This is a genomic window from Candidatus Nitrospira nitrosa (assembly GCF_001458735.1).
Taxonomy (GTDB): Bacteria; Nitrospirota; Nitrospiria; order Nitrospirales; family Nitrospiraceae; genus Nitrospira_D; species Nitrospira_D nitrosa.
Genome location: NZ_CZQA01000009.1, coordinates 528582 through 547413, shown reverse-complemented (window position 1 = coordinate 547413; position 18832 = coordinate 528582). Strand labels below are relative to the sequence as shown.

Here is an 18832-nt window from a genome sequence, read left to right as displayed (position 1 = left end):
TGAGGTAAGCTCGAAAAAGTGGACGCCTTCAACCTAGAATGAGAGGGCTGGAGGTGTGAGATGGAACAGGTCCCGCGACAGCAGTATACGAAGGAGTTCCGAGAGCAGGCCGTGCGGCTAGTCCTGGAACAGCAGGTGACGATTCCGGAGGCCGCCAGGCGCCTGAGCATGTCGGGCAGGACGCTCGAGCGCTGGGTGGGTCGGGCTCGGCAGGGCCAGCTCACTACGCTGGGAGAGAGCCGACGGCCCGTGACGGAGCTGGAGGCCGAGGTGTCTCGGCTCAAACGGGATCTTGCGGAAGCGCGGATGGAGCGCGACATCTTAAAAAAAGCCACCGCGTACTTTGCCAAGGCGCAGCTGCCCGGTACGCGCTCATGAGGACGCTGCGTCTCCAGTATCCGTTGACTCTGTTGTGTCGGGTGCTGGAGGTGTCCCGAAGCGGCTACTATGCCTGGCAGCATCGGCGTCCGTCGACACGCGCCCAGGAGAATGCGCGGCTGGAAGTGGCGATTCAGGCGGCACACGTGCGGACCCGACACACGTACGGCCCGGAGCGCCTCCAAGCGGAATTGCGTGAAGACGGCTTTCCAGCTGGGATCGGCCGTATCAAGCGGCTGCGGAAGAAACTGGGCCTGCGCTGCACACCGGTGCGACGGTTCACGATCACCACGGATTCGGCGCATCACCTGCCGGTGGCGGAGAATCGCTTGGCACAAACGTTCACCGCGACACGCCCGAATGAGACCTGGCTCACCGACATCACCTATGTTCCTACAGGGGAAGGGTGGTTGTATGTAGCCGGGGTCAAGGATCTGTATACCTGTGAGGTCGTCGGGTATGCCATGGGGGCCCGGATGACGACGGACTTGGTGCGCCACGCCTTGGGGAACGCGGTCGGGGCGAAACGCCCACGCCCGGGCTTGCTCCACCACTCCGACCGTGGGTCTCAATATTGTGCCCACGACTATCAGGATCAGCTGCGGCAGTTCGGCATGATCCCCTCCATGAGTCGCAAGGGCAATTGCTATGACAACGCACCGATGGAGAGTTTCTGGGGAACACTGAAAACTGAGCTGGTGCATCACCGACGATATGAGACGCGGGAGCAGGCTCGGCAAGAGATTACAGCATACATCGAGGTGTTCTACAACCGCCAGCGACGGCATTCCCGGCTGGGGAATCGCTCGCCCGCGGCATTTGCCCAACGGTGGGCCCGTCAACAGTCGGCGGCGTGAGACTGTCATTCATGGCGTCCACTCTTGACAACCGGGGTCAGTCTGCCGAAACCATCTATGCGGGTCTGTATGTGTTGCCACGAGGGGCATTGCGGACCGAGCTGTTGGCGGCACTGCGTCAGGCGCGCAAAACGCGTCGGCCTCGAGCGCGGGGCATCGATCGTCGGGGCCAGCTCCCCAACATCACGCCAATTACCGAGCGCCCCACAGACGTGGCCAGCCGCACAGTGCCAGGCCACTGGGAAGGCGACCTGCTGAAAGGCGCCCGTAACGGCTCGGCCGTGGGCACGCTGGTGGAGCGGACGACCCGCCTGGTCTTGCTGGCCAGAATGGATGGTACGGATGCCGCGAGTGCATCCCAGGGCTTCACGAAGAAGCTCCGGCATGTGCCTGCCCCGCTGCGGAAAACGCTGACGTACGACCGGGGTAAAGAGATGGCAGCACACGAGCGGTTGGCGCACCGTCTCTCGATCCAGGTGTTCTTTGCTGATCCGCACAGCCCCTGGCAACGTGGGACCAACGAAAATACCAATGGCCTGCTGCGCCAGTACTTGCCAAAGGGCACGGATCTGTCGATGTACACCCAGCGCGCGTTGAACGCCATCGCGCATCGGCTCAATACGCGCCCACGCAAGTGTCTCAACTTTGCCACGCCGCTGGAGGTCTTCACACAGCTGCGTCATGAGTCACCCGGTGCACTTGGAACTTGAAACCGCCGGGTGATTTGATCGTGGTCGGTTCTGAGGCATGCTTGTTGGTAACCTGATTTGGGATATGGGAGTAATGAACTGAAAACTACTGTCTGACGATGCTGGTCTGTGCGGAGTAGTCGAGCTGGGTGAGGGGCTGTTCACAGTCGTCCCTCGTGTGGCCGAATGTGCACATCTAATGAATAAGCCCTGCTGTTCTCACGCGGGTGCTATTCCTATGAGAATAGCTAACCCAGCGTTATGCCGTGCGTGCAGTCTTTCTGCGTGACCGAGTTGAGCACCGGGTTATGCGGGTTGTTTTCTCAGTCGATACGAGTAAGCTGGCCAGTGCTTCATTAACCGCCTTTGAGGTAGGAAAGGCCTTGGCAATGGCAGGTTCCAGCAAGACGACCGAAGTTCCTGCCGCTACTGCCGGATAAAACTTTCCTCTTTCCAGTCTTGTAAAGTCCGAGCGCTTGTACTCTGGACGCATATCGGCTTTATCCTTCTTCATATAATTTCCTTTCGCTGCGTGTCATGCGACGGGCATTGATGATTCGAATGGCAGCAGCTCGATATGTATGTGAAACAACCAGTAACCGACCTAAGCGAGACATCCCAAAGGTAATATACCGCAATTCGCTGATTGAGTGATCTGGATCGGGGCCTGAAAGGGCTAGACGATCCAGAAAGACCGAACCTGCTTCGTCAAACGAGACTCCGTGCTTGCGAAGATTGCTCTCGGCTTTGCGCGGATCCCACTCAAATTTCATATGTAAATCCAGGCTGTTTTCCTCTGCCTAGCAATCTGCGCTCAGGCTAGACCTACGGTCGTACTCATACAGACGAGTTTAAACCAATCGCCGCGGGTTGGCTACGGCGATGCGTTATAACACTGAGCTGAATGAGCTTACGTCGGCAAGGCTAGAAATGTAAGTTTAACCCGAAGGTCACCATGTGCCCGTTATCCTGGAATTGCTTATCGCGCAGTGACGCATCCTTTGAGTCGATCTTCTCAAGCCAGATATGGCGATAGGTGCCGTCGAGCGAGAGATGTTCGCTGAGAAAGAGCTGCAGGCCGACTCCGGCATGTGCGCCGAACCGATGTTGCGTCTTGTCGAAACCATGAGGGCCTTCGACATTGGTGAAGTACCAGCCGGCGCCGCCGAGAATGAAGGGGGAAAGCCGTTTGGTGCCAAAGGGATAGATCAAGGCGGACCCTTGAACGGGAAAGGTTCGGACAGTGGTGGAGCTGATGTCTGTCGTGCGATAATCGACAGAACCTTCGACGGCGAGAAATTGGAATGGGTGCAAGCGAAGCTGGCCTCCGCCGAACCAGTTCGCGTCCCCATCTTTGGGATCAAAGTATGTCGCACGACCGCCGATGGAGAGCAGCCCAAGATTCACGTCGTCGAAGATCCCCTCCGCCGCAGCTGGTTTTGTCACTCCCTCGTACAACATTCCCGCTAGCACAAGGGCAAGAGTCGTCAGTACTATCTGTCGTTTCCATGGTTTCATCATCACACCCGGCCTCCCTGTAAGATTACGACATTGTCCACAGTCATAGTCATTAGACGTGGGTGACTTGTCAGCGTAAACGCTGATAGAAAAAATAATGCAGTTAGATGATGAGATGGGTCAGGACAAGTTTTTGGTGGGATGAGAGAGGAAATTACCGAGCGACAATGCTGACTTGTTCGCAATGGTCTGGCTGGGGAAGGAGTTATTCGCAATCCTCCCAGGTGAGACCGAATGCGCGTATGTCGGCGACGCCAATTCTTGCCACAACATCACGAAGGTCGGAAGATAGGCCGGATCGAATTCCTCGTCCATTTCAAGCCGATTCCGCCCAGGCTACGAGGTTGCCCAGTGGCAACTCATGCTGTAGGTGAGCGGCAAGCTTTTCAGCAATAGTCTTACGTGTGATAAGTGCCGTGGCCATCAGACTTCTCAATGAGCCTAAGTCTTAGGCAGCACGGCGTCGTTTGGTTCGTCCGCTCTCCCGCGTTGTGAGCCGCGATGGTTTCTCAGTGAATCGACCAGTTACAAACTTATGCAGCACACTGGCAATGAGCGTTTGGTATGGGATCCCTTCTTCAGCTGCACGGGTTTGAATATCTATCAAATCGGGTGTAGACAACCTCACGTTGACCCTCCGGTTCTTGATGAACGTCGCCCGGGCCGCCTCTTTAAATCGCTTGAGGTCGGACTTTGAAGGAGTCATCGACTTAAACTGGCCGTTCTCGTAGTCTCTGGTGACTTGTTCTTCATAAGTGTATCGGCGTTTTTTCATCTATGCACCACCTTTCAGGTAATCACGGGTCGCCTTCCGATTCGGGATAACCGTCTTGAGGAAGTAGTGGTCAGCCTCTTCAATAAACGGAACCAAGTAGGCATAGTGTTCAACCGAGACAATAAACATTCGTTGGTGAGGGTATTTGCTGGGATTGGAGTGTGCCACGATATCAAGCAATCCGTCGGCTTCAATGGCCAGCACGATCTCCTCAAAAGAAATATTCCGTTCAGCTTTCAGTCGTTCGTTTTTCTCATGGCTCCAGCGAAACGGTTTCATGAGGTAGTCTAGACCAATGTGTGCCTAATGTCATCACTGCCAGAAGATACCATATTGTGATGTACATCTCGAATCATAACGATTGTGTGGGAGGAAACTTGTGATTGTTACCGATCTCTTCGCTCCAGAGGTGAATTGACTCTCTTCCACCCCCTTCATATAATGCGACCCGTTCTTGGTTTCCTTTATCCAACCGATACTTATGCGATCATTCTTCACTGGAAGTGCAGTTGGAAAACTGGCTCAACTTCGAGCCGGTCTACGCCACGCCTTTGCCGTGCAGCCGGATGACCAACCCCTCGCGATAGAAGATGTCCAATTGCTGGAGCGCATCGCCGACGTCATTGTCAATCGTCGGATGGCGGCGCCGGCGACGATGTTCTTGGAGTCTATGGGGCCGATGAATTTTCTCGGAAGCCAGGCGCTCCATTTCCTGACCCCCATCCTTGACTGTGCCTTCAATACTAAGGAAGTTGAACAGGTCGCTCGCTTGCTCGAACGACGTGATACAGTGACTCGTCTCATCGCCATCATTGAAACCAAGTCTGCTCCACAGGGAGCAACGGCTCAATGACGGCTTCTGTTTCCACTTCTCCAAAGATCGATCATCCCCTCAACGTCATTGTCGCCACTGATTGCGGCAGTACGACCACCAAAGCCATTCTCATCGAGAAAGTTGGGGATACCTATCGACAGACCTATCGTGGTGAAGCACCGACGACCGTCGAGGCTCCGTTCGAAGATGTCACACGCGGGGTGCTGAACGCCATCGCGGAAATTGAAGAACTGTCCGGGCGTAAGATTTTGGATGGTGATCAGATCATCACGCCTTGCCGCGATGAGAAGACGGGTGTCGACATTTATATTTCTACCAGTAGTGCGGGCGGCGGCCTGCAGATGATGGTGACCGGTGTCGTGCAGAATATGACGGGTGAAAGCGCGCAACGGGCGGCGCTGGGAGCCGGGGCCATTGTCATCGATGTATTGGCGGCGAATGATGGGCGTTTGCCGCATGAAAAGATCGAACGGATCCGCTCGATGAGACCGGACATGATCCTGATGGCCGGTGGAACGGACGGTGGAGCGGTGAATCACGTGGTGGAGATGGCCGAGTATGTGGCGGCGGCGGAACCGCGACCGAGATTCGGCGTGACGTACAAGTTGCCGTTGATCTATGCCGGCAACAAGGAAGCGCAACCACAAGTCAGAAAGATCCTTGAAGCGAAATCCGCACTCGTCGTGACGGACAACATTCGTCCGGTGCTCGAGCGAGAGAATCTCGCGCCGGCTCGGAACAAGATCCATGATCTGTTTCTCGAACATGTCATGCAGCAGGCCCCTGGCTATAAGAAGCTGATCGAGATGGCCGGTGCGCCGATCATGCCGACTCCCGCCGCAGTCGGCCTCATTATGGAGGCCATTGCCAAGCGGGAGCATCTCAACCTGATCGGTGTCGATATCGGTGGAGCCACGACCGACGTGTTTTCCGTGTTCGACGGGGTATTCAATCGGACGGTCAGTGCCAATCTTGGGATGTCCTACAGTGTGTCGAATGTTCTGGCTGAAGCGGGACTCGCCAATATCATGCGATGGGTGCCGTTCACGATCGATGAACAGACGCTGCGCAATCGCATCAAGAACAAGATGATCCGTCCGACGACCATTCCGCAAACGCTTGACGAGTTGCAAATCGAGCAAGCGATCGCGCGTGAAGCCTTGCGGCTGGCCTTGATTCATCACAAGTCGCTGGCCACGGGATTGAAGGGTGTGCAGCAGGAACGGACGATCTCTGATGTGTTTGAACAGCAAACGTCCGGCAAGTCGCTGATCGATATGTTGAAGCTGGATTTGATCGTCGGGAGCGGCGGGATTCTCTCTCATGCGCCACGCCGGATCCAATCGATGCTGATGATGGTCGATGCCTATGAACCGATGGGCTGTACGAGATTGTCGGTCGACAGCATCTTTATGATGCCACATCTCGGGGTGTTGTCGACGATCAACGAACAGGCCGCCACCGACGTGTTCGTGCGAGATTGCATGGTTTATCTCGGGACCTGCATGGCACCGATTGGACAAGGGAAAGATGGTGATGTCTGCGCTGATGTTGAGATTACGTGGCCCGATGGGAAGCTCACCAAGGAACAATTGAAGTTCGGCGAGTTGAAGTTGTTACCGTTGGACTCTGAGCAGAAGGCCACGATCAAAGTTCAGCCTGCCAAAGGTGTCAGCATGGGTGCCGGAGCAGGTGTGACTGTGACCAAAGAGGTCCATGGTGGCGTCGTGGGACTCTTGCTCGATGGCCGAGGACGGCCACTGAAACTGCCGGCTGAGCAAGAGGCTCGTGTGGCGTCCCTCACGAAATGGTTCAACGCCGTTGGGCTCTACCCAGGCCCGAGTATCGAGCAATGAGGACTGAGACAGATATCCGAGGCACGCTCTTGGCTCAGCACTCAGTCCTCAACACGCAAGACTATTGCTAGCATGGCGCACTCCTATACACCCGGCCTGACAGTCACTGACCGCACGGTGATCCACCGTCGCCGCATGCTGCCGCTCCCAGGGAAAGTCTTGGTGGCCGTCGGTGATCGAGTCCGGTCCGATCAGGTGGTGGCCAAAGCTGAGTTGCCTGGAAAAGTCTTCCCGATCAATCTTGCCAATCAGCTCAGCGTGACTCCAGGAGAGATGAAAGGGTATTTGACCAAACGAGAAGGTGATGTGGTCACCAAAGACGAGGTCTTGGCGGAGAATCAACCGCTGATCAAATGGTTTAAGACGGAAATTCGCTCGCCGGTCTCCGGCACGATCGAATCCATCTCGTCTGTCACCGGCCAGGTTTTGTTACGTGAGCCGCCGCGAGTGCTGGAGCTGCTGGCCTATGTGGATGGCACAATTACCGACACGATTCCACAGCAAGGTGTCGTGGTTGAGACGACCTGTAGTCTCGTCCAGGGGATTTTCGGCATTGGTGGGGAGACGTCCGGCGACATTGTGGTTGCGGTAACAGCTCCGGACGAACCATTGACGGCGAATCATCTCACGTCCGCCATGAAGGGGAAGGTAGTGGTGGGAGGCTCATTTCTTTCCGCTGAGACGATGAAACAGGCGAAAGCTGTTGGTGTGGCTGGTGTGGTGGTCGGTGGGATTCATGACGAAGACCTCCGTGCGTTGTTGGGCTATGACCTGGGTGTGGCCATCACTGGAACCGAGCAGGTGGGGTTTACGTTGATCCTGACCGAGGGGTTTGGGACCATTCCGATGGCCGCAAAAACGTTCAAGCTCCTCGCAGCTCATGCCGGCCGGAAAGCCTCGATCTCCGGGGCCACACAGATCAGGGCAGGCGTCATTCGCCCGGAGATTATCATTCCACAGGGGGAAGGGCAGGCGAAGACTGTCAGCCAATCGCAGCGGGAAGGCATCAGCCTTGGTGATCCTGTTCGGATCATCCGAGATCCGATGTTTGGGCGAATCGGTGAAGTGTCGGGGCTCCCGTCCGAGCTGACGAAGATTGCTACGGAGAGTGAGGTGCGCATCTTGGAGGTCACATTTGCCGACGGAAAGACCGCCGTGATTCCACGGACGAATATCGAAGTGATTGAAGGGGCATGAGTTGCGTGAAGCGTGAAGCGTATCTCGTCAAACGTTGGTATGCTCGCTCAACCTGTCGGTTGCTATTCGCGATTGGCTGGATGACGGGTGTGTTGGCGTCACATGCCGTGGCAGAGCCTCTGATCACTGTACCACAGGAGGTGCGGGTTTTTGATACGCCGAACGACGGAGGAGAAAGCCTCACCGTTCAGTGGGCGCCTCTGCCGACTGATGGTCCGGATGTCCGATTTCAGGTGCTAGTCGGTGATGCCTCCACGACGGATCCTCAGAAGTTGACGGTCGTTGCAGAATTTCCATCCAATGCCAAGTATGTCAAAGATGTAAAAACCGCTTGGTGGACCAGGACGGCGGAGAAGACGTGGCATCAGGCGATGGTGAAAAGTACGAAGGGTCTGGAGGTCAAGAATGATCAGCCCTATGCCGTGGCAGTAGCCGCCATGCAGGCTGATCAACGCCTCTTCAGTGCCGTCCAGGTCGCGACGCCGACGGCCAACTGGTTCAACTGGAACCAGCTCAATAATTTGATCATCGGTCTTTCATTCGGTGGTCTGGTGTTCTTTGCGATCACTTATGCCAAGCGGCACGAGATTTTTCTGCGCCGCATTCCGGGGTTGGATGCCGTCGATGAAGCCATTGGCCGGGCGACGGAGCTGGGCAAGCCGATTCTCTATCTCACCGGGGCTCATGATCTGCACGACCCTTCGACGATCGCCGCAGCGGTCATTCTCGGGAAGGTGGCCAAACGGGCGGCGCTCTATGAGACGGAACTGATGGTGCCTCATCGCGAGCCGATCACGATGGCGGTCTGCCAAGAGATCACGAAACAGGCGTATTTGGAAGCGGGGAAGCCGGACCTCTTTAAGGAGGACGCGAACTTTTTTATCACATCGGATCAGTTCAGCTATACGGCGGCGGTGGACGGCATCATGTTGCGCAAAAAGCCCGCGGCGAATTTTTTTATGGGTCATTATTTTGCCGAATCGTTGCTCTTGACGGAAACAGGAGCGAGTACCGGGGCCATTCAAATCGCCGGAACCGATGCGGACCACCAATTGCCCTTCTTCGTGACGACCTGCGACTACACTCTGATCGGTGAGGAACTCTACGCAGCCAGCGCCTACCTTTCCAAAGAGTCGGTCCAGATCGGAACCCTGCGCGGACAAGATATCGGGAAGGCCGTGATTCTGGCGGCGCTGGCTGTGGGAACCGTCTTGGCGACCGTGGGAGTCGTCACCGGGGCGCAATGGCCGCAGTTCTTTCTCGATCTCATGAGGGACCTGAAATGATTTTTCTGCGCCGACAGCTTCCTCTCCTCATTACATTGGTCACAGGCTTGTTATTTGCCGCGCAGTACTATGTGCCGCATCCGGCCTCTGAGCAGATGCTCACGTCTGCCACAAAGTGGATGCAGATCGTCGGCGGGTTTGCGTTGATCTTGGGAGTGACCAGTCTGTTCCATCAACATGCGGTGAAGATCAAACGCCAGGAAGCAGGTTGGGGGTATAGCCTCGTTCTCTATGTCGGCATGCTCGGCACAATCGCGGTTGGGCTCTGGGCCAATGGGAAAGAAAGTATCGATGGCACGATGACGGCCTTCGGCTGGGTCTACAACTTCATGATGGTGCCGTTACAAGGCACGATGTTCGCCATCTTGGCGTTCTTTATCGCGTCGGCGGCCTATCGTTCGTTCAGGGCGAGAAGCCGTGAAGCGGCGGTGCTCCTGGTGGCGGCCGTGATCGTGATGATGGGGCGGGTGCCGCTGGGTGAGTATCTGATTCCTCTGAGCGGCGACGTGTCTTCGTGGATTTTAAACGTACTCAACTCGTCCGTGCGTCGAGCCATTCTGATCGGAGTCAGTCTTGGGGCCATTGCCCTGTCGTTCAAGATCATCTTCGGCGTGGAACGGTCGTATCTGGGTGGGGGAAAAGAGTAACGTGAAACCTCGTTCGTCTCTCGTTTCTCACTATCGCATGCAGAACGATAGTTTCGGGTTCGGCGGGACCGGAAATTCGAAACCCCAAACTCAAAACTTCCCGTGCGTCACGAGGACCGGGTCATGAGCTTCTCGGAGCGCATGCTCAAGATCGATCGGCGAATCATCTTCTTGATGATCGGTCTCTGTACCCTCTTGCCGTTGCTCTATCCGGTCGGGTTGCCGATCAAGATTTCGTCAGAGGTGCGCGGCGTGTATGACCACATTGAGTCGTTACCGGAAGGGTCTGTGTTTCTCCTCTCGATCGATTTTGACCCGGCCTCAAAGCCGGAGCTGTATCCCCAAGCGATTTCGCTGCTCCGACACGCGTTCAGAAAAAATCTTCGTGTGATGACGATGACCTTGTGGGTATCCGGCACCGGGATGGCGGACCAGATCGTGACGCAGGTCGCCAAGGAGATGGGAAAGGAATATGGAAAGGACTACGCCTTTCTCGGGTGGAGTCCCGGCGGACAGGCTGTGATCATCAATATGGGACAGGATCTCTACTCGGCCTTCCCCAGCGACTATGGCGGCAAACCGACGAAGGGGTTGCCTGTGTTGGAGGGCGTGCGCAATTTGAAAGATGTGACGTACATGGTCAGTCTGGGTGCAGGACGACCGGGGGTGGAAGAGTGGTACGTCTTTGGGAAGGATAAGTACAAATTTGAAATGGGTGGTGGCTGTACAGGCGTCATGGCGCCTGGACTCTATCCATTGCTCCGGAGCGGGCAGATCAACGGCCTGATCGGGGGGCTCCGTGGGGCGGCGGAATATGAAAGCTTGATCGGTCAAAAAGGCAAGGCGGTGGCCGGCATGGATGCACAGTCCGCGACGCATGTGGCGATCATTGTTCTGGTCATCACGTGCAACCTGATCTATTTTTCGCAGCGGCGGGCCTTACGGGCTCAGGGGCACCTCGGGTAGCAGATAGGGGATAAGGATGGATGCCACAATATTTGGAGCTTGGGTTGCAACAGGGTTAACGCTCCTGATCTTTTCCTTTCTCTATAAGGACACCCCGCTCTTTAAATTCGCCGAACACCTCTATGTCGGTGTCTCGATCGGGTACACGATCGTGAAGACCTACGACACCGTGATTCTGCACCTCATCATCAAGCCGATCGTCGAGAACGGAGAGTTTGCGCTCTTCATTCCCGTGGCAATCGGGATGCTCATGCTGACTCGCTATGTGCCCAAGGCGGCTTGGATGTCTCGGTATGCCTTTGCGTTTATTGTGGGAATGGGCTCAGGTTTGGCGATTCCGAGAACGATCTCATCGTTCATTTTGAAGCAAATCGAGGATACCGTGCGTCCGCTCTTGTCGATCGCGGGGCCGGAGGGACTCACATTTTCGATGAATCTGCTTAATCCGGCTAGTAACCTCAATGCCATCATTATCTTGCTGGGGGTCAGCTCGGTGCTCTTCTATTTTTTCTTTTCCATCGAGCATAGCGGAACGGGAAAAGCGGTGGCGCGAACCGGCATCATGTTCCTCATGATCTCCTTCGGCGCCGGGTTTGGGTACACGGTCATGGCTCGCATGTCGCTTTTGATCGGTCGCTTGAGCGACTTGATTGAATTCTCCGATGCCTCCTACGGCCGGCCCACGATCTGGCTGGTGGTTGCCGTCGTGGCCGCGTTGGTTCTTCTCAGTCGGCGGTCGACCACCGGCGCGCAGGAAAGACAGTAGATCTTTTGAGTCTCTCCGGTTTTTCTGGTGAGCCGGATCTGCCGATGCCAGACTCTTGACGAAATGGACCATAGTCCAGATACACTGTGTCTGCGAGATGAAACGTATTGTGTTCTAAACAGGCCAAACAGACCACATAGACGAGATCGACCTCATCATGATGACAACGAGTTCAACCAAAGACTCTGTCCAATATCCGATCCTCAGAAATCTTCAGTTCTCACCCATCAAGCAGGGGGAGGATCAGTTGGTCGTGCTGTGGGACCCAAGTGGGCTGAGTAAAGAAAAGCTGGTGCTGCCGCTCAACTTCTTTTTTATCGTGCAGCACTTTGATGGAGAACATTCCCTCCTGGATATCGGGGGATTGTACTTGAAACGGTTCGGTGAGTTTCTGCTCCCGAGCAAAGTTGAGCAGCTGGTCGCAGATCTGGATGAGAAGCTGTTTCTGGAAGGTCCACGGATTGAGGCCGCACGACAACAGGCTCTGGCCGAGTATCGACAACGGCCGTTCCGTCCCGCGGTGTTTGCCGGACGAAGTTACGAAGCAGACGGCGCCAAACTGCGCAAGCAGATCGACGGATTCTTCACGTCAAGCGAGGGGCCGGATTTCAAGCCATCTGAGAACAAAGGGAAGTTGATCAAAGGGCTCGTGACGCCCACCTACGACATCAAACAAGCAGGGCCGGTCTACGCATGGGGCTACAAAGAACTTCAAGAAAGTCAGCAGCCGGACGTCTATGTCATTATCGGGACCGCCCATGCCGGTCTCGAAAACGTGTTTGCCGTGACGGACAAGGATTTTGAAACGCCGCTCGGTCTGATTCCAACGGATCAACAGATTCTGAAGCAGCTCAAGGCGCTGGTGCGCGATTGTGTCGACGAAGAGATCGCACATCAGGCTGAACATGCGATTGAATTTCAGCTGCCGTTTCTTCAGACGAGTGTCAATAAGCCTTTCACGATTGTTCCAATTCTCTCTTCGTTTTCAGCATCCAGCTTGAAGGATACAACCGTTCAGCATTCCGTGGAGCAATTTCTTACGGTTCTCCGGAATACCATTACTGAATCTGGAAAGACAGTCTGTGTGATTGCGGCAGGAGAATTGGCTCATCTCGGTCTGCGCTATGGCGATACTGCGCCACCCACCGATTTTTCGTTCCATCGTTCCATGCAACGGGACTTGGAGATGCTGAAGCACGTGGAAGAACTCAAGCCTGAGGAATTCGCCGCCTATATTCAGAGAGAAAACGATCAGCGTCGCATTTCCGGCTTCTCGCCTATCTACTGCCTCTTGCGATTGATCCAAGCCGAGAAGGGTCAGGTTCTCCGCTACGATCGCGGTATCACCGATCAATATAACTCTACGGCGACCTACACCAGCATGGCGTTTTTCTAATGACAGCTCAGTCCGTAATAATCATTTTCGTTGTCCCATCCTGCCCCAAACACGCAGTGTAAATTGTCTAAATAATTAGACAGTTGTAACCATATGATTTATATTGATAGCTGTAGATTTTGCCTACCAGCTGTCTTTCTCTGTAGAAAAGTTCCACAAAGTCTGCGGAGTGGTGTTGTGAGCGTGAAGTCACCACAACTTATTGTATCTATTAAAAAATACCGATCCATTTGATCGTTCGTACAAAAAGGCACAGTGATTGCTCACAATTATTGTTGCTGGTGAAGGTTTGGGTGATTTTGGACCGGCCTCCGAATGACCCATTCCTTCGCAAGAAGGAACCCTTCACCAGCTCTTTATTTCTCAGGTTCACTAGAGGCCGGAGTCACGCTGGAGGCCGGTGTCTCAGTGCTCCATCAGAGGACGTGGGGATGTGGTGTCCAAAAGCACCTCAGCCACACAAAAAACTTGACACCGTTTCTAACAAGCGGCTACATAGCTTGCTCATAAGTGTGATGAGTCAGGCTAAGAGCGTGAAAATACTTAATTCTGAATGTGGGTCGCTGTTGAAGTGGGAGGAGTAATTGGGGGTTTTCAATACGATCATCCGCTCTAAGGGATGAATCTAAGCGAGGGGAGGCCAAGTATGGGAGTTCTATTTTTAAAACCTTTTAGAGGGCTGAGGCGATCAGGCATCGCGCGGATGCTCCAGTCAGTCTTGTTGGCTGGGGGTCTGTTTGCGGCGCCTGGTTTGTTTGCTGCCGAGTCGGGGGTTGCTCCTCATGGGGGGCATGCGACTCCGGTGGCGATGCCAGGCTGGGCCCAACAGCTGAAGGGGCAGACGGTGGTTGAGAATGCCATCGAAGGGCGCGCCGACAATGCCCAAAAGATGGAGATGCAGCATCATCGCCTGATGGAGAAGCTCGGACAGCAGGCTCAAAGTGATGCGCAGGTGCAGCAGACGTCCGGTGCATTCAACAATATGTCGATGATGCACCAGTATATGGGGCAGGATGGGAGCAGCTTCCTGTTGATGACGGATGCAGGAAAGGGTGAACCGGTCCTCAGTTCGGGAGGGAAGTGCCCTGCCGGCGTGCCGGTAAAACAGTTCGATGTGTCCATGATCAACATCGAAATCACCTTGAATCGTTGGCTCGATTTTTATCCGGGCTACATGTACGTATTGACGGAGGATCTCTCCAAGGCTCGTGCAGAGGAAACGAAAAATAAAGAAGCCAGAGAGAAGGATGGGTATGATCCGGGTGCCGTTACCACCGGCTTGCAGGGTGATGTGATTCAGCCGTTGGTCATGCGCGCAAACCCTGGAGATTGCGTGAAGATGACCTTGCGCAATCAGATGGAAGGTGAGGATGGGAGTCTGTTCATTCAGGCGTCCAGCATGATCGTAAGCTCGTCCGGCAAGCCGGCGACCACCACGAATCCTGAATCGATTGTGGCGCCAGGCAAGGTACAAGAATTTGAATGGTATCTTCATCCTCAGATGCAGGAAGGCGTACGTCAGTTCCATTCCTTCAGCCATGACCGTGAGCTGACGGTGTTGGGCCTCTTCGGGGCGTTCGTTGTCGAGCCGAAGGGTTCAAAGTACGTGGACGCGTTGGGGAGCGCGGGGGCCGCACCTGAAGTGAAGAGCGGCTGGCAGGTCAATATTGACAATGGTTCAGGACCTGACTTCCGTGAGTTTGTGCTGTTCTACCATGAGATCGGGGACGAAGCGTTCCGTCCATTGAACAAGAAGGGCGACTTCTTGCCTCAACGTGACCCATTGACCGATGCCTATCGTCCAGGCGGTCGCGCGATTAATTATCGCAGTGAGCCGTTTGGGATCGACCAGATGCATCTCCAGCACGAGTATTTCGGGTTTGAAGATGAATCGATGGCCTACAGCTCCTATACGTTCGGCGACACGCCGACTACGATTGCTCGTGGCTACTTGGGCGATCCAGTGAAGTGGCGGGTGGTCCATGGCGGTTCCGAGGTGTTCCATTCACACCATCCTCATAGTGGGACGATCCGGTGGCAGCGGAGCCCAGGCACCGAGCCCAACAATCTTTGGGCCATGGGTTCTGATGGGCCCGTGAAGTATCCGATCGTGAGAACGAAGTCGGATCGTGTGGATGTGGAAGTGATCGGGCCATCTGAGGCGTTGGACCTTGAGCCTGAATGCGGTGGCGGTGGTTGTCAGCATTTGGCAGGTGAGTTTCTCTATCACTGCCATGTGGCCCACCATTATGTAGCCGGCATGTGGGGGTATGGTCGATTCTACAATACGCTTCAAATGGGGGCGGCCCATACTGACAGCATGCCGGATCTCCGTGAGTTGCCGGATCGCATCGGTCGGATGAAGCTCGGTGTTTCGTCCGATAAGTTGATCGGGACCACGGTTGATTGGTTCGGAAAGACGTTTAAGATTGTCGACAAGGGGCAGAAGACCAACTGGAAGTCCAACCCGGTCGTCGTGAACGTCAAGGATTGGGTTGAGATGTTTGTCCCGGCACAAGGAAAGCCGGGCCATACCGAGGATGAAAAGGGACAGATCCTTTCCTATGATTCAACGGTGTGGGATTGGAAGTGGGACGGAAATATCGCGCGCGGTGAACGTGAAAGTACCGCGCAGAATCCTAAATATGCATGGGCAGCTAAGTGGGAGGACAGCACCAGGCCTGCCATTCTGTTTGATCCAACCACGGCCAAGATGGCGTGGCCATTGTTCAAACCGCACTTCGGCAAGCGTGTGCCGTTCTCAGCAAACCACAGCGGAGCGCCATGGTTGGAGCCGATTCACCAGGATGAAAATGGTGAGCGGACCTCAGAGCCAGCCAAGCCGGGTGAGCAGGGCCGATGGAGCCTCTGCCCCGAAAACGCGAATCGTAAGCACTACAACATCCACTTCGTGCGGATGCCGATTACTCTGGCCAAGAAGCAGGGGAAAGAGCCGGCCATGGTCGACAAGGACGGCTTGATCTATGTGCTGCATGAAGAAGAACGTTTGACCAGAGCGAATGACGATCTGAAGCTTCCCGCAGTCATTCGTGCCAACGTGTATGACTGTGTGGATGTGCTGCTGACGAGCGAGTGGGATGACGACGACTACACGAATTTCCAGTCATCCAAGATCAACATCCATCCCCACTTTTTCCAGTTCGATACGGGGAACTCGGATGGTGTGATCTCAGGGTTTGAATATGAGATGTCGGTCCGGCCGTTCACCATGTGGGGGAAAAAGACCAAGCATGGGTTGCCGGCTCCGATGGTGGCGAAGCTAGAGGGTGCCGTGAAGGCTGGAGCGAAATCACTCAAGATCAAGATGGCTCCAGGCGCCTCGCCCTTCCATGTCAATACCGAAGTCATGGTCGGGATGGATTGTTTAGACAAAGGGAACGATCCGACGGCCTCGTTGCCACGGGATAAGAGCTGTCAAGAGGTTGCCCGGATCAAGGAGATCAAGGGCGATCAGGTGACGTTCTATAAGCCGTTGAAGAATAGTCACCCGGCGGGTGATCTGGTATCACCGGAGTTTGTCCGCTATCGGTGGTGGGTGGATGTGGACATGGGCACCGTGTTCTGGCACGACCATGCCTTCGGTGCGACGACCTGGCCGCACGGCGGGTTCGGCGTCACGATCGTGGAGCCATTCGGATCGACTTATCATGATCCGAAGAACGGCAAGCTGGTCTACAGCGGCCCGGTTGCAGACATTCACAGCAACGAACCGATCGGGGCGGGCGTGAGTGGGAGTTTCCGTGAGCTGATGGTATCGATCCATGACACGGTGCCACACACCGTGAACGTGATCGAGGCCGGTAATCCTCCAGGACAGCCGGTAGAGGTTGCTCTGGAAGCTGGAAAGACCGTGTCGTTCCAGATGCCGGAAAAAATCCTGAATGCGCCGAATAAGTACATCAACGGCGGAACGCATACGACCGGTAGCGGCTTCAATTTCCGCGCGGCTCCGTTTGCACAACGCCTATCAAACAATCCGGATACCTCGAAGCTGTTCAGCAGCGCGATCCATGGAGACCCTGGGACACCGTTGATTCGGGCGTACACAGGTGACACATTGGTCGTCCGCTTGTTGCACCAGCTCATGAATGAGTCCCATGTTTGGACGATCTCCGGTCATACGTTCCTCACGGAACGCTATGCGGCGGATGCCAATCGGAAGAACTCGATTCACGTTGGAATCGCCGAACGGTATGATTTGGTCACAAAGGCGGGCGGTTTCCAGGGCATGCCGGGTGACTATATCCACTTTAATGGTAGAAGTTCACACTTCGCGGAAGGTGGATGGGGAATCCTGCGGGTACTTGATAAGCAAGTGTCCGATCTGATGCCGTTGCCAAAGGGAACCAATCCTTTGAGCATTCCTGCCACGCCGAGCTCAGTCTGCCCGGTGGATGCACCGGTCAAGAACTTCAGTGTGGTGGCATTGGATCGCCCAATGAAGTTGAATCCGAAAGCGCCGGACGCAATTGAAGTGGACTTCGAGCGGAAGATTGAAATGACCATGCCGGAAGGCAAGATCTTCGCGCTGGAAGGAGAAGCCACGACGGTGTCCAGCGGTGCGACGCCGCACCCGTTGACGCTGCGTGCAAATTTGGGCGACTGTATCAAGGTGAACTTGACCAACAAGATGAAGGCGAGTCGGGCGTCATTCTTCGCGCCTGGATTGGCCTTTGATCCGAAGGACAGTCAAGGGTTGAACGTCGGCAACAACGGCGGCGATCAGACCATTGGTCCAGGTGAAAAACGTCAGTACACCTATTATGCGCATCCGTCGAACAAGGAGACGACCTCCTTGGTGTGGGATGGTGGTAATATCGTTGTCAATCCACGGAACGGATTGTATGGCGCGATCATCATCGGCCCACGTGGATCGCAGTATCGTGATCCTGTGAGCGGTGCAGATGTCTCACAGAAGAACGCTTGGCGAGCGGACGTGATCGTGGATACGACGCTCCCAGACAACGTTGGGAAACGGAACTACCGTGACGTGGCCCTCTTCTTCCAAGATGAGGACAACATCATCGGGACGGCATTCATGCCGTATGTGCAGAATGTCGCGGGCTTGACGTCGGTGAACTACCGCGCAGAGCCCTACAAGTTCCGAGAAGATCAGGGATGTTCACTCGGGAAGATCTTCCAGCCTTGTGTCGTTGACAAGCCGGAGGATCCAGTGACGCCGTTGATCGAAGCGCACGCAGGCGATGCGGTCAGGATTCACGTGATCGGCGCCAATAGTGAGCAAAACGGGATGTTTGGAGTCGAGGGCCATGAGTGGCCGATCGAGCCGTACATGCCGGGTGCTGATATGATCAGTGTTGTGGAGTACGCCGGTTCTGAAACACTTGATGTCTTCCTACGTGGCGGTGCGGGTGGTCCGTATCGTCAAGTCGGTGACTTCGTGTGGTCGAACCAACGGCTGCCCTACACGCAGTCCGGTCAGTGGGGCTATCTCCGAGTATTGCCGGCAGGTGATACCCGGATCCAGCCGCTCGGGGCTATGGGAGCGGCGGTCAAGCGGGCTGAGGTAGCGCCCCAACCGAAAGCTACTCCGACCGCGATGAAATAGCGGAACGGAGATAGTATCGCATCTGTGGGGGAGTCGCCTGTTTCATGCGGCTCCCCCACTTGTGTTTGTAGTGACT

General features: G+C 55.3%; 15 protein-coding genes and 1 pseudogene. 11 read left to right on the top strand and 5 right to left on the bottom strand.

All coding sequences use genetic code 11. The features are described from left to right. Positions 1 to 60: 60 nt before the first annotated feature. A protein-coding gene (locus tag COMA1_RS14545) for an IS3 family transposase (RefSeq protein WP_407921304.1) occupies positions 61 to 1235 on the top strand; the annotation gives its coding sequence in 2 pieces (ribosomal slippage) (positions 61 to 337 and positions 337 to 1235; 1176 coding nt in all). 41 nt (positions 1236 to 1276) lie between these two features. Then, a pseudogene (locus COMA1_RS14540) lies at positions 1277 to 1945 on the top strand (IS30 family transposase); the annotation flags it as partial. Positions 1946 to 2183: 238 nt separating this feature from the next. Here COMA1_RS14540 and COMA1_RS14535 read toward each other — a convergent pair. From COMA1_RS14535 to COMA1_RS14510, 5 genes are all read right to left on the bottom strand, one after another. Then, complete coding sequence (locus tag COMA1_RS14535; protein WP_218055396.1) at positions 2184 to 2438, bottom strand: hypothetical protein; 255 nt, start codon at positions 2436 to 2438, stop codon at positions 2184 to 2186. Continuing rightward, entirely contained in the window at positions 2425 to 2697 is a 273-nt protein-coding gene (locus COMA1_RS14530) for a BrnT family toxin (RefSeq protein WP_090749748.1), read from the bottom strand. Before COMA1_RS14530 ends, COMA1_RS14535 begins: the two co-directional genes overlap by 14 nt. A gap of 151 nt (positions 2698 to 2848) precedes the next feature. Then, entirely contained in the window at positions 2849 to 3445 is a 597-nt protein-coding gene (locus COMA1_RS14525; protein WP_090749746.1) for a porin family protein, read from the bottom strand. 445 nt (positions 3446 to 3890) lie between these two features. After that, entirely contained in the window at positions 3891 to 4217 is a 327-nt protein-coding gene (locus COMA1_RS14515) for a hypothetical protein (protein ID WP_090749742.1), read from the bottom strand. Then, positions 4218 to 4496, bottom strand: a complete 279-nt coding sequence (locus COMA1_RS14510) for a toxin (protein WP_090749741.1) — start codon at positions 4494 to 4496, stop codon at positions 4218 to 4220. A 202-nt stretch (positions 4497 to 4698) separates the two neighbouring features. On the opposite strand from COMA1_RS14510, the gene COMA1_RS14505 reads away from it, so the two are divergent. From COMA1_RS14505 to COMA1_RS14465, 9 genes are all read left to right on the top strand, one after another. Continuing rightward, positions 4699 to 5070 (top strand): hypothetical protein, encoded by a 372-nt coding sequence (locus COMA1_RS14505; protein ID WP_090749738.1) that lies wholly within the window; start codon positions 4699 to 4701, stop codon positions 5068 to 5070. Continuing rightward, positions 5067 to 6908, top strand: coding sequence for a glutamate mutase L (locus tag COMA1_RS14500; RefSeq protein ID WP_176698081.1), 1842 nt, complete (start codon positions 5067 to 5069; stop codon positions 6906 to 6908). Before COMA1_RS14505 ends, COMA1_RS14500 begins: the two co-directional genes overlap by 4 nt. Before the next feature lie 72 nt (positions 6909 to 6980). Further along, positions 6981 to 8105 carry a hypothetical protein gene (locus COMA1_RS14495; protein WP_090749736.1) on the top strand — a complete coding sequence of 375 codons (1125 nt, stop codon included), beginning with the start codon at positions 6981 to 6983 and terminating at the stop codon, positions 8103 to 8105. A gap of 5 nt (positions 8106 to 8110) precedes the next feature. Further along, entirely contained in the window at positions 8111 to 9391 is a 1281-nt protein-coding gene (locus COMA1_RS14490; RefSeq protein WP_176698080.1) for a DUF6754 domain-containing protein, read from the top strand. Next, positions 9388 to 10038: a hypothetical protein gene (locus COMA1_RS14485; protein WP_090749734.1), complete on the top strand. Its 651-nt coding sequence runs from the start codon at positions 9388 to 9390 to the stop codon at positions 10036 to 10038. The genes COMA1_RS14490 and COMA1_RS14485 overlap by 4 nt, the downstream gene beginning before the upstream one ends. 123 nt (positions 10039 to 10161) lie before the next feature. Further along, positions 10162 to 11004, top strand: a complete 843-nt coding sequence (locus COMA1_RS14480; RefSeq protein ID WP_090749732.1) for a hypothetical protein — start codon at positions 10162 to 10164, stop codon at positions 11002 to 11004. Positions 11005 to 11020: 16 nt separating this feature from the next. Next, positions 11021 to 11770: a hypothetical protein gene (locus tag COMA1_RS14475; protein WP_090749730.1), complete on the top strand. Its 750-nt coding sequence runs from the start codon at positions 11021 to 11023 to the stop codon at positions 11768 to 11770. 157 nt (positions 11771 to 11927) lie between these two features. Then, on the top strand, positions 11928 to 13166 hold the full coding sequence (amrB, locus tag COMA1_RS14470; protein ID WP_090749728.1) for an AmmeMemoRadiSam system protein B: 1239 nt from the start codon (positions 11928 to 11930) through the stop codon (positions 13164 to 13166). 646 nt (positions 13167 to 13812) lie between these two features. Further along, the gene (locus COMA1_RS14465) at positions 13813 to 18756 is read left to right on the top strand and encodes a cupredoxin domain-containing protein (protein WP_245631107.1); all 4944 of its coding nucleotides are present in this window, start codon (positions 13813 to 13815) and stop codon (positions 18754 to 18756) included. Positions 18757 to 18832 lie beyond the last annotated feature (76 nt).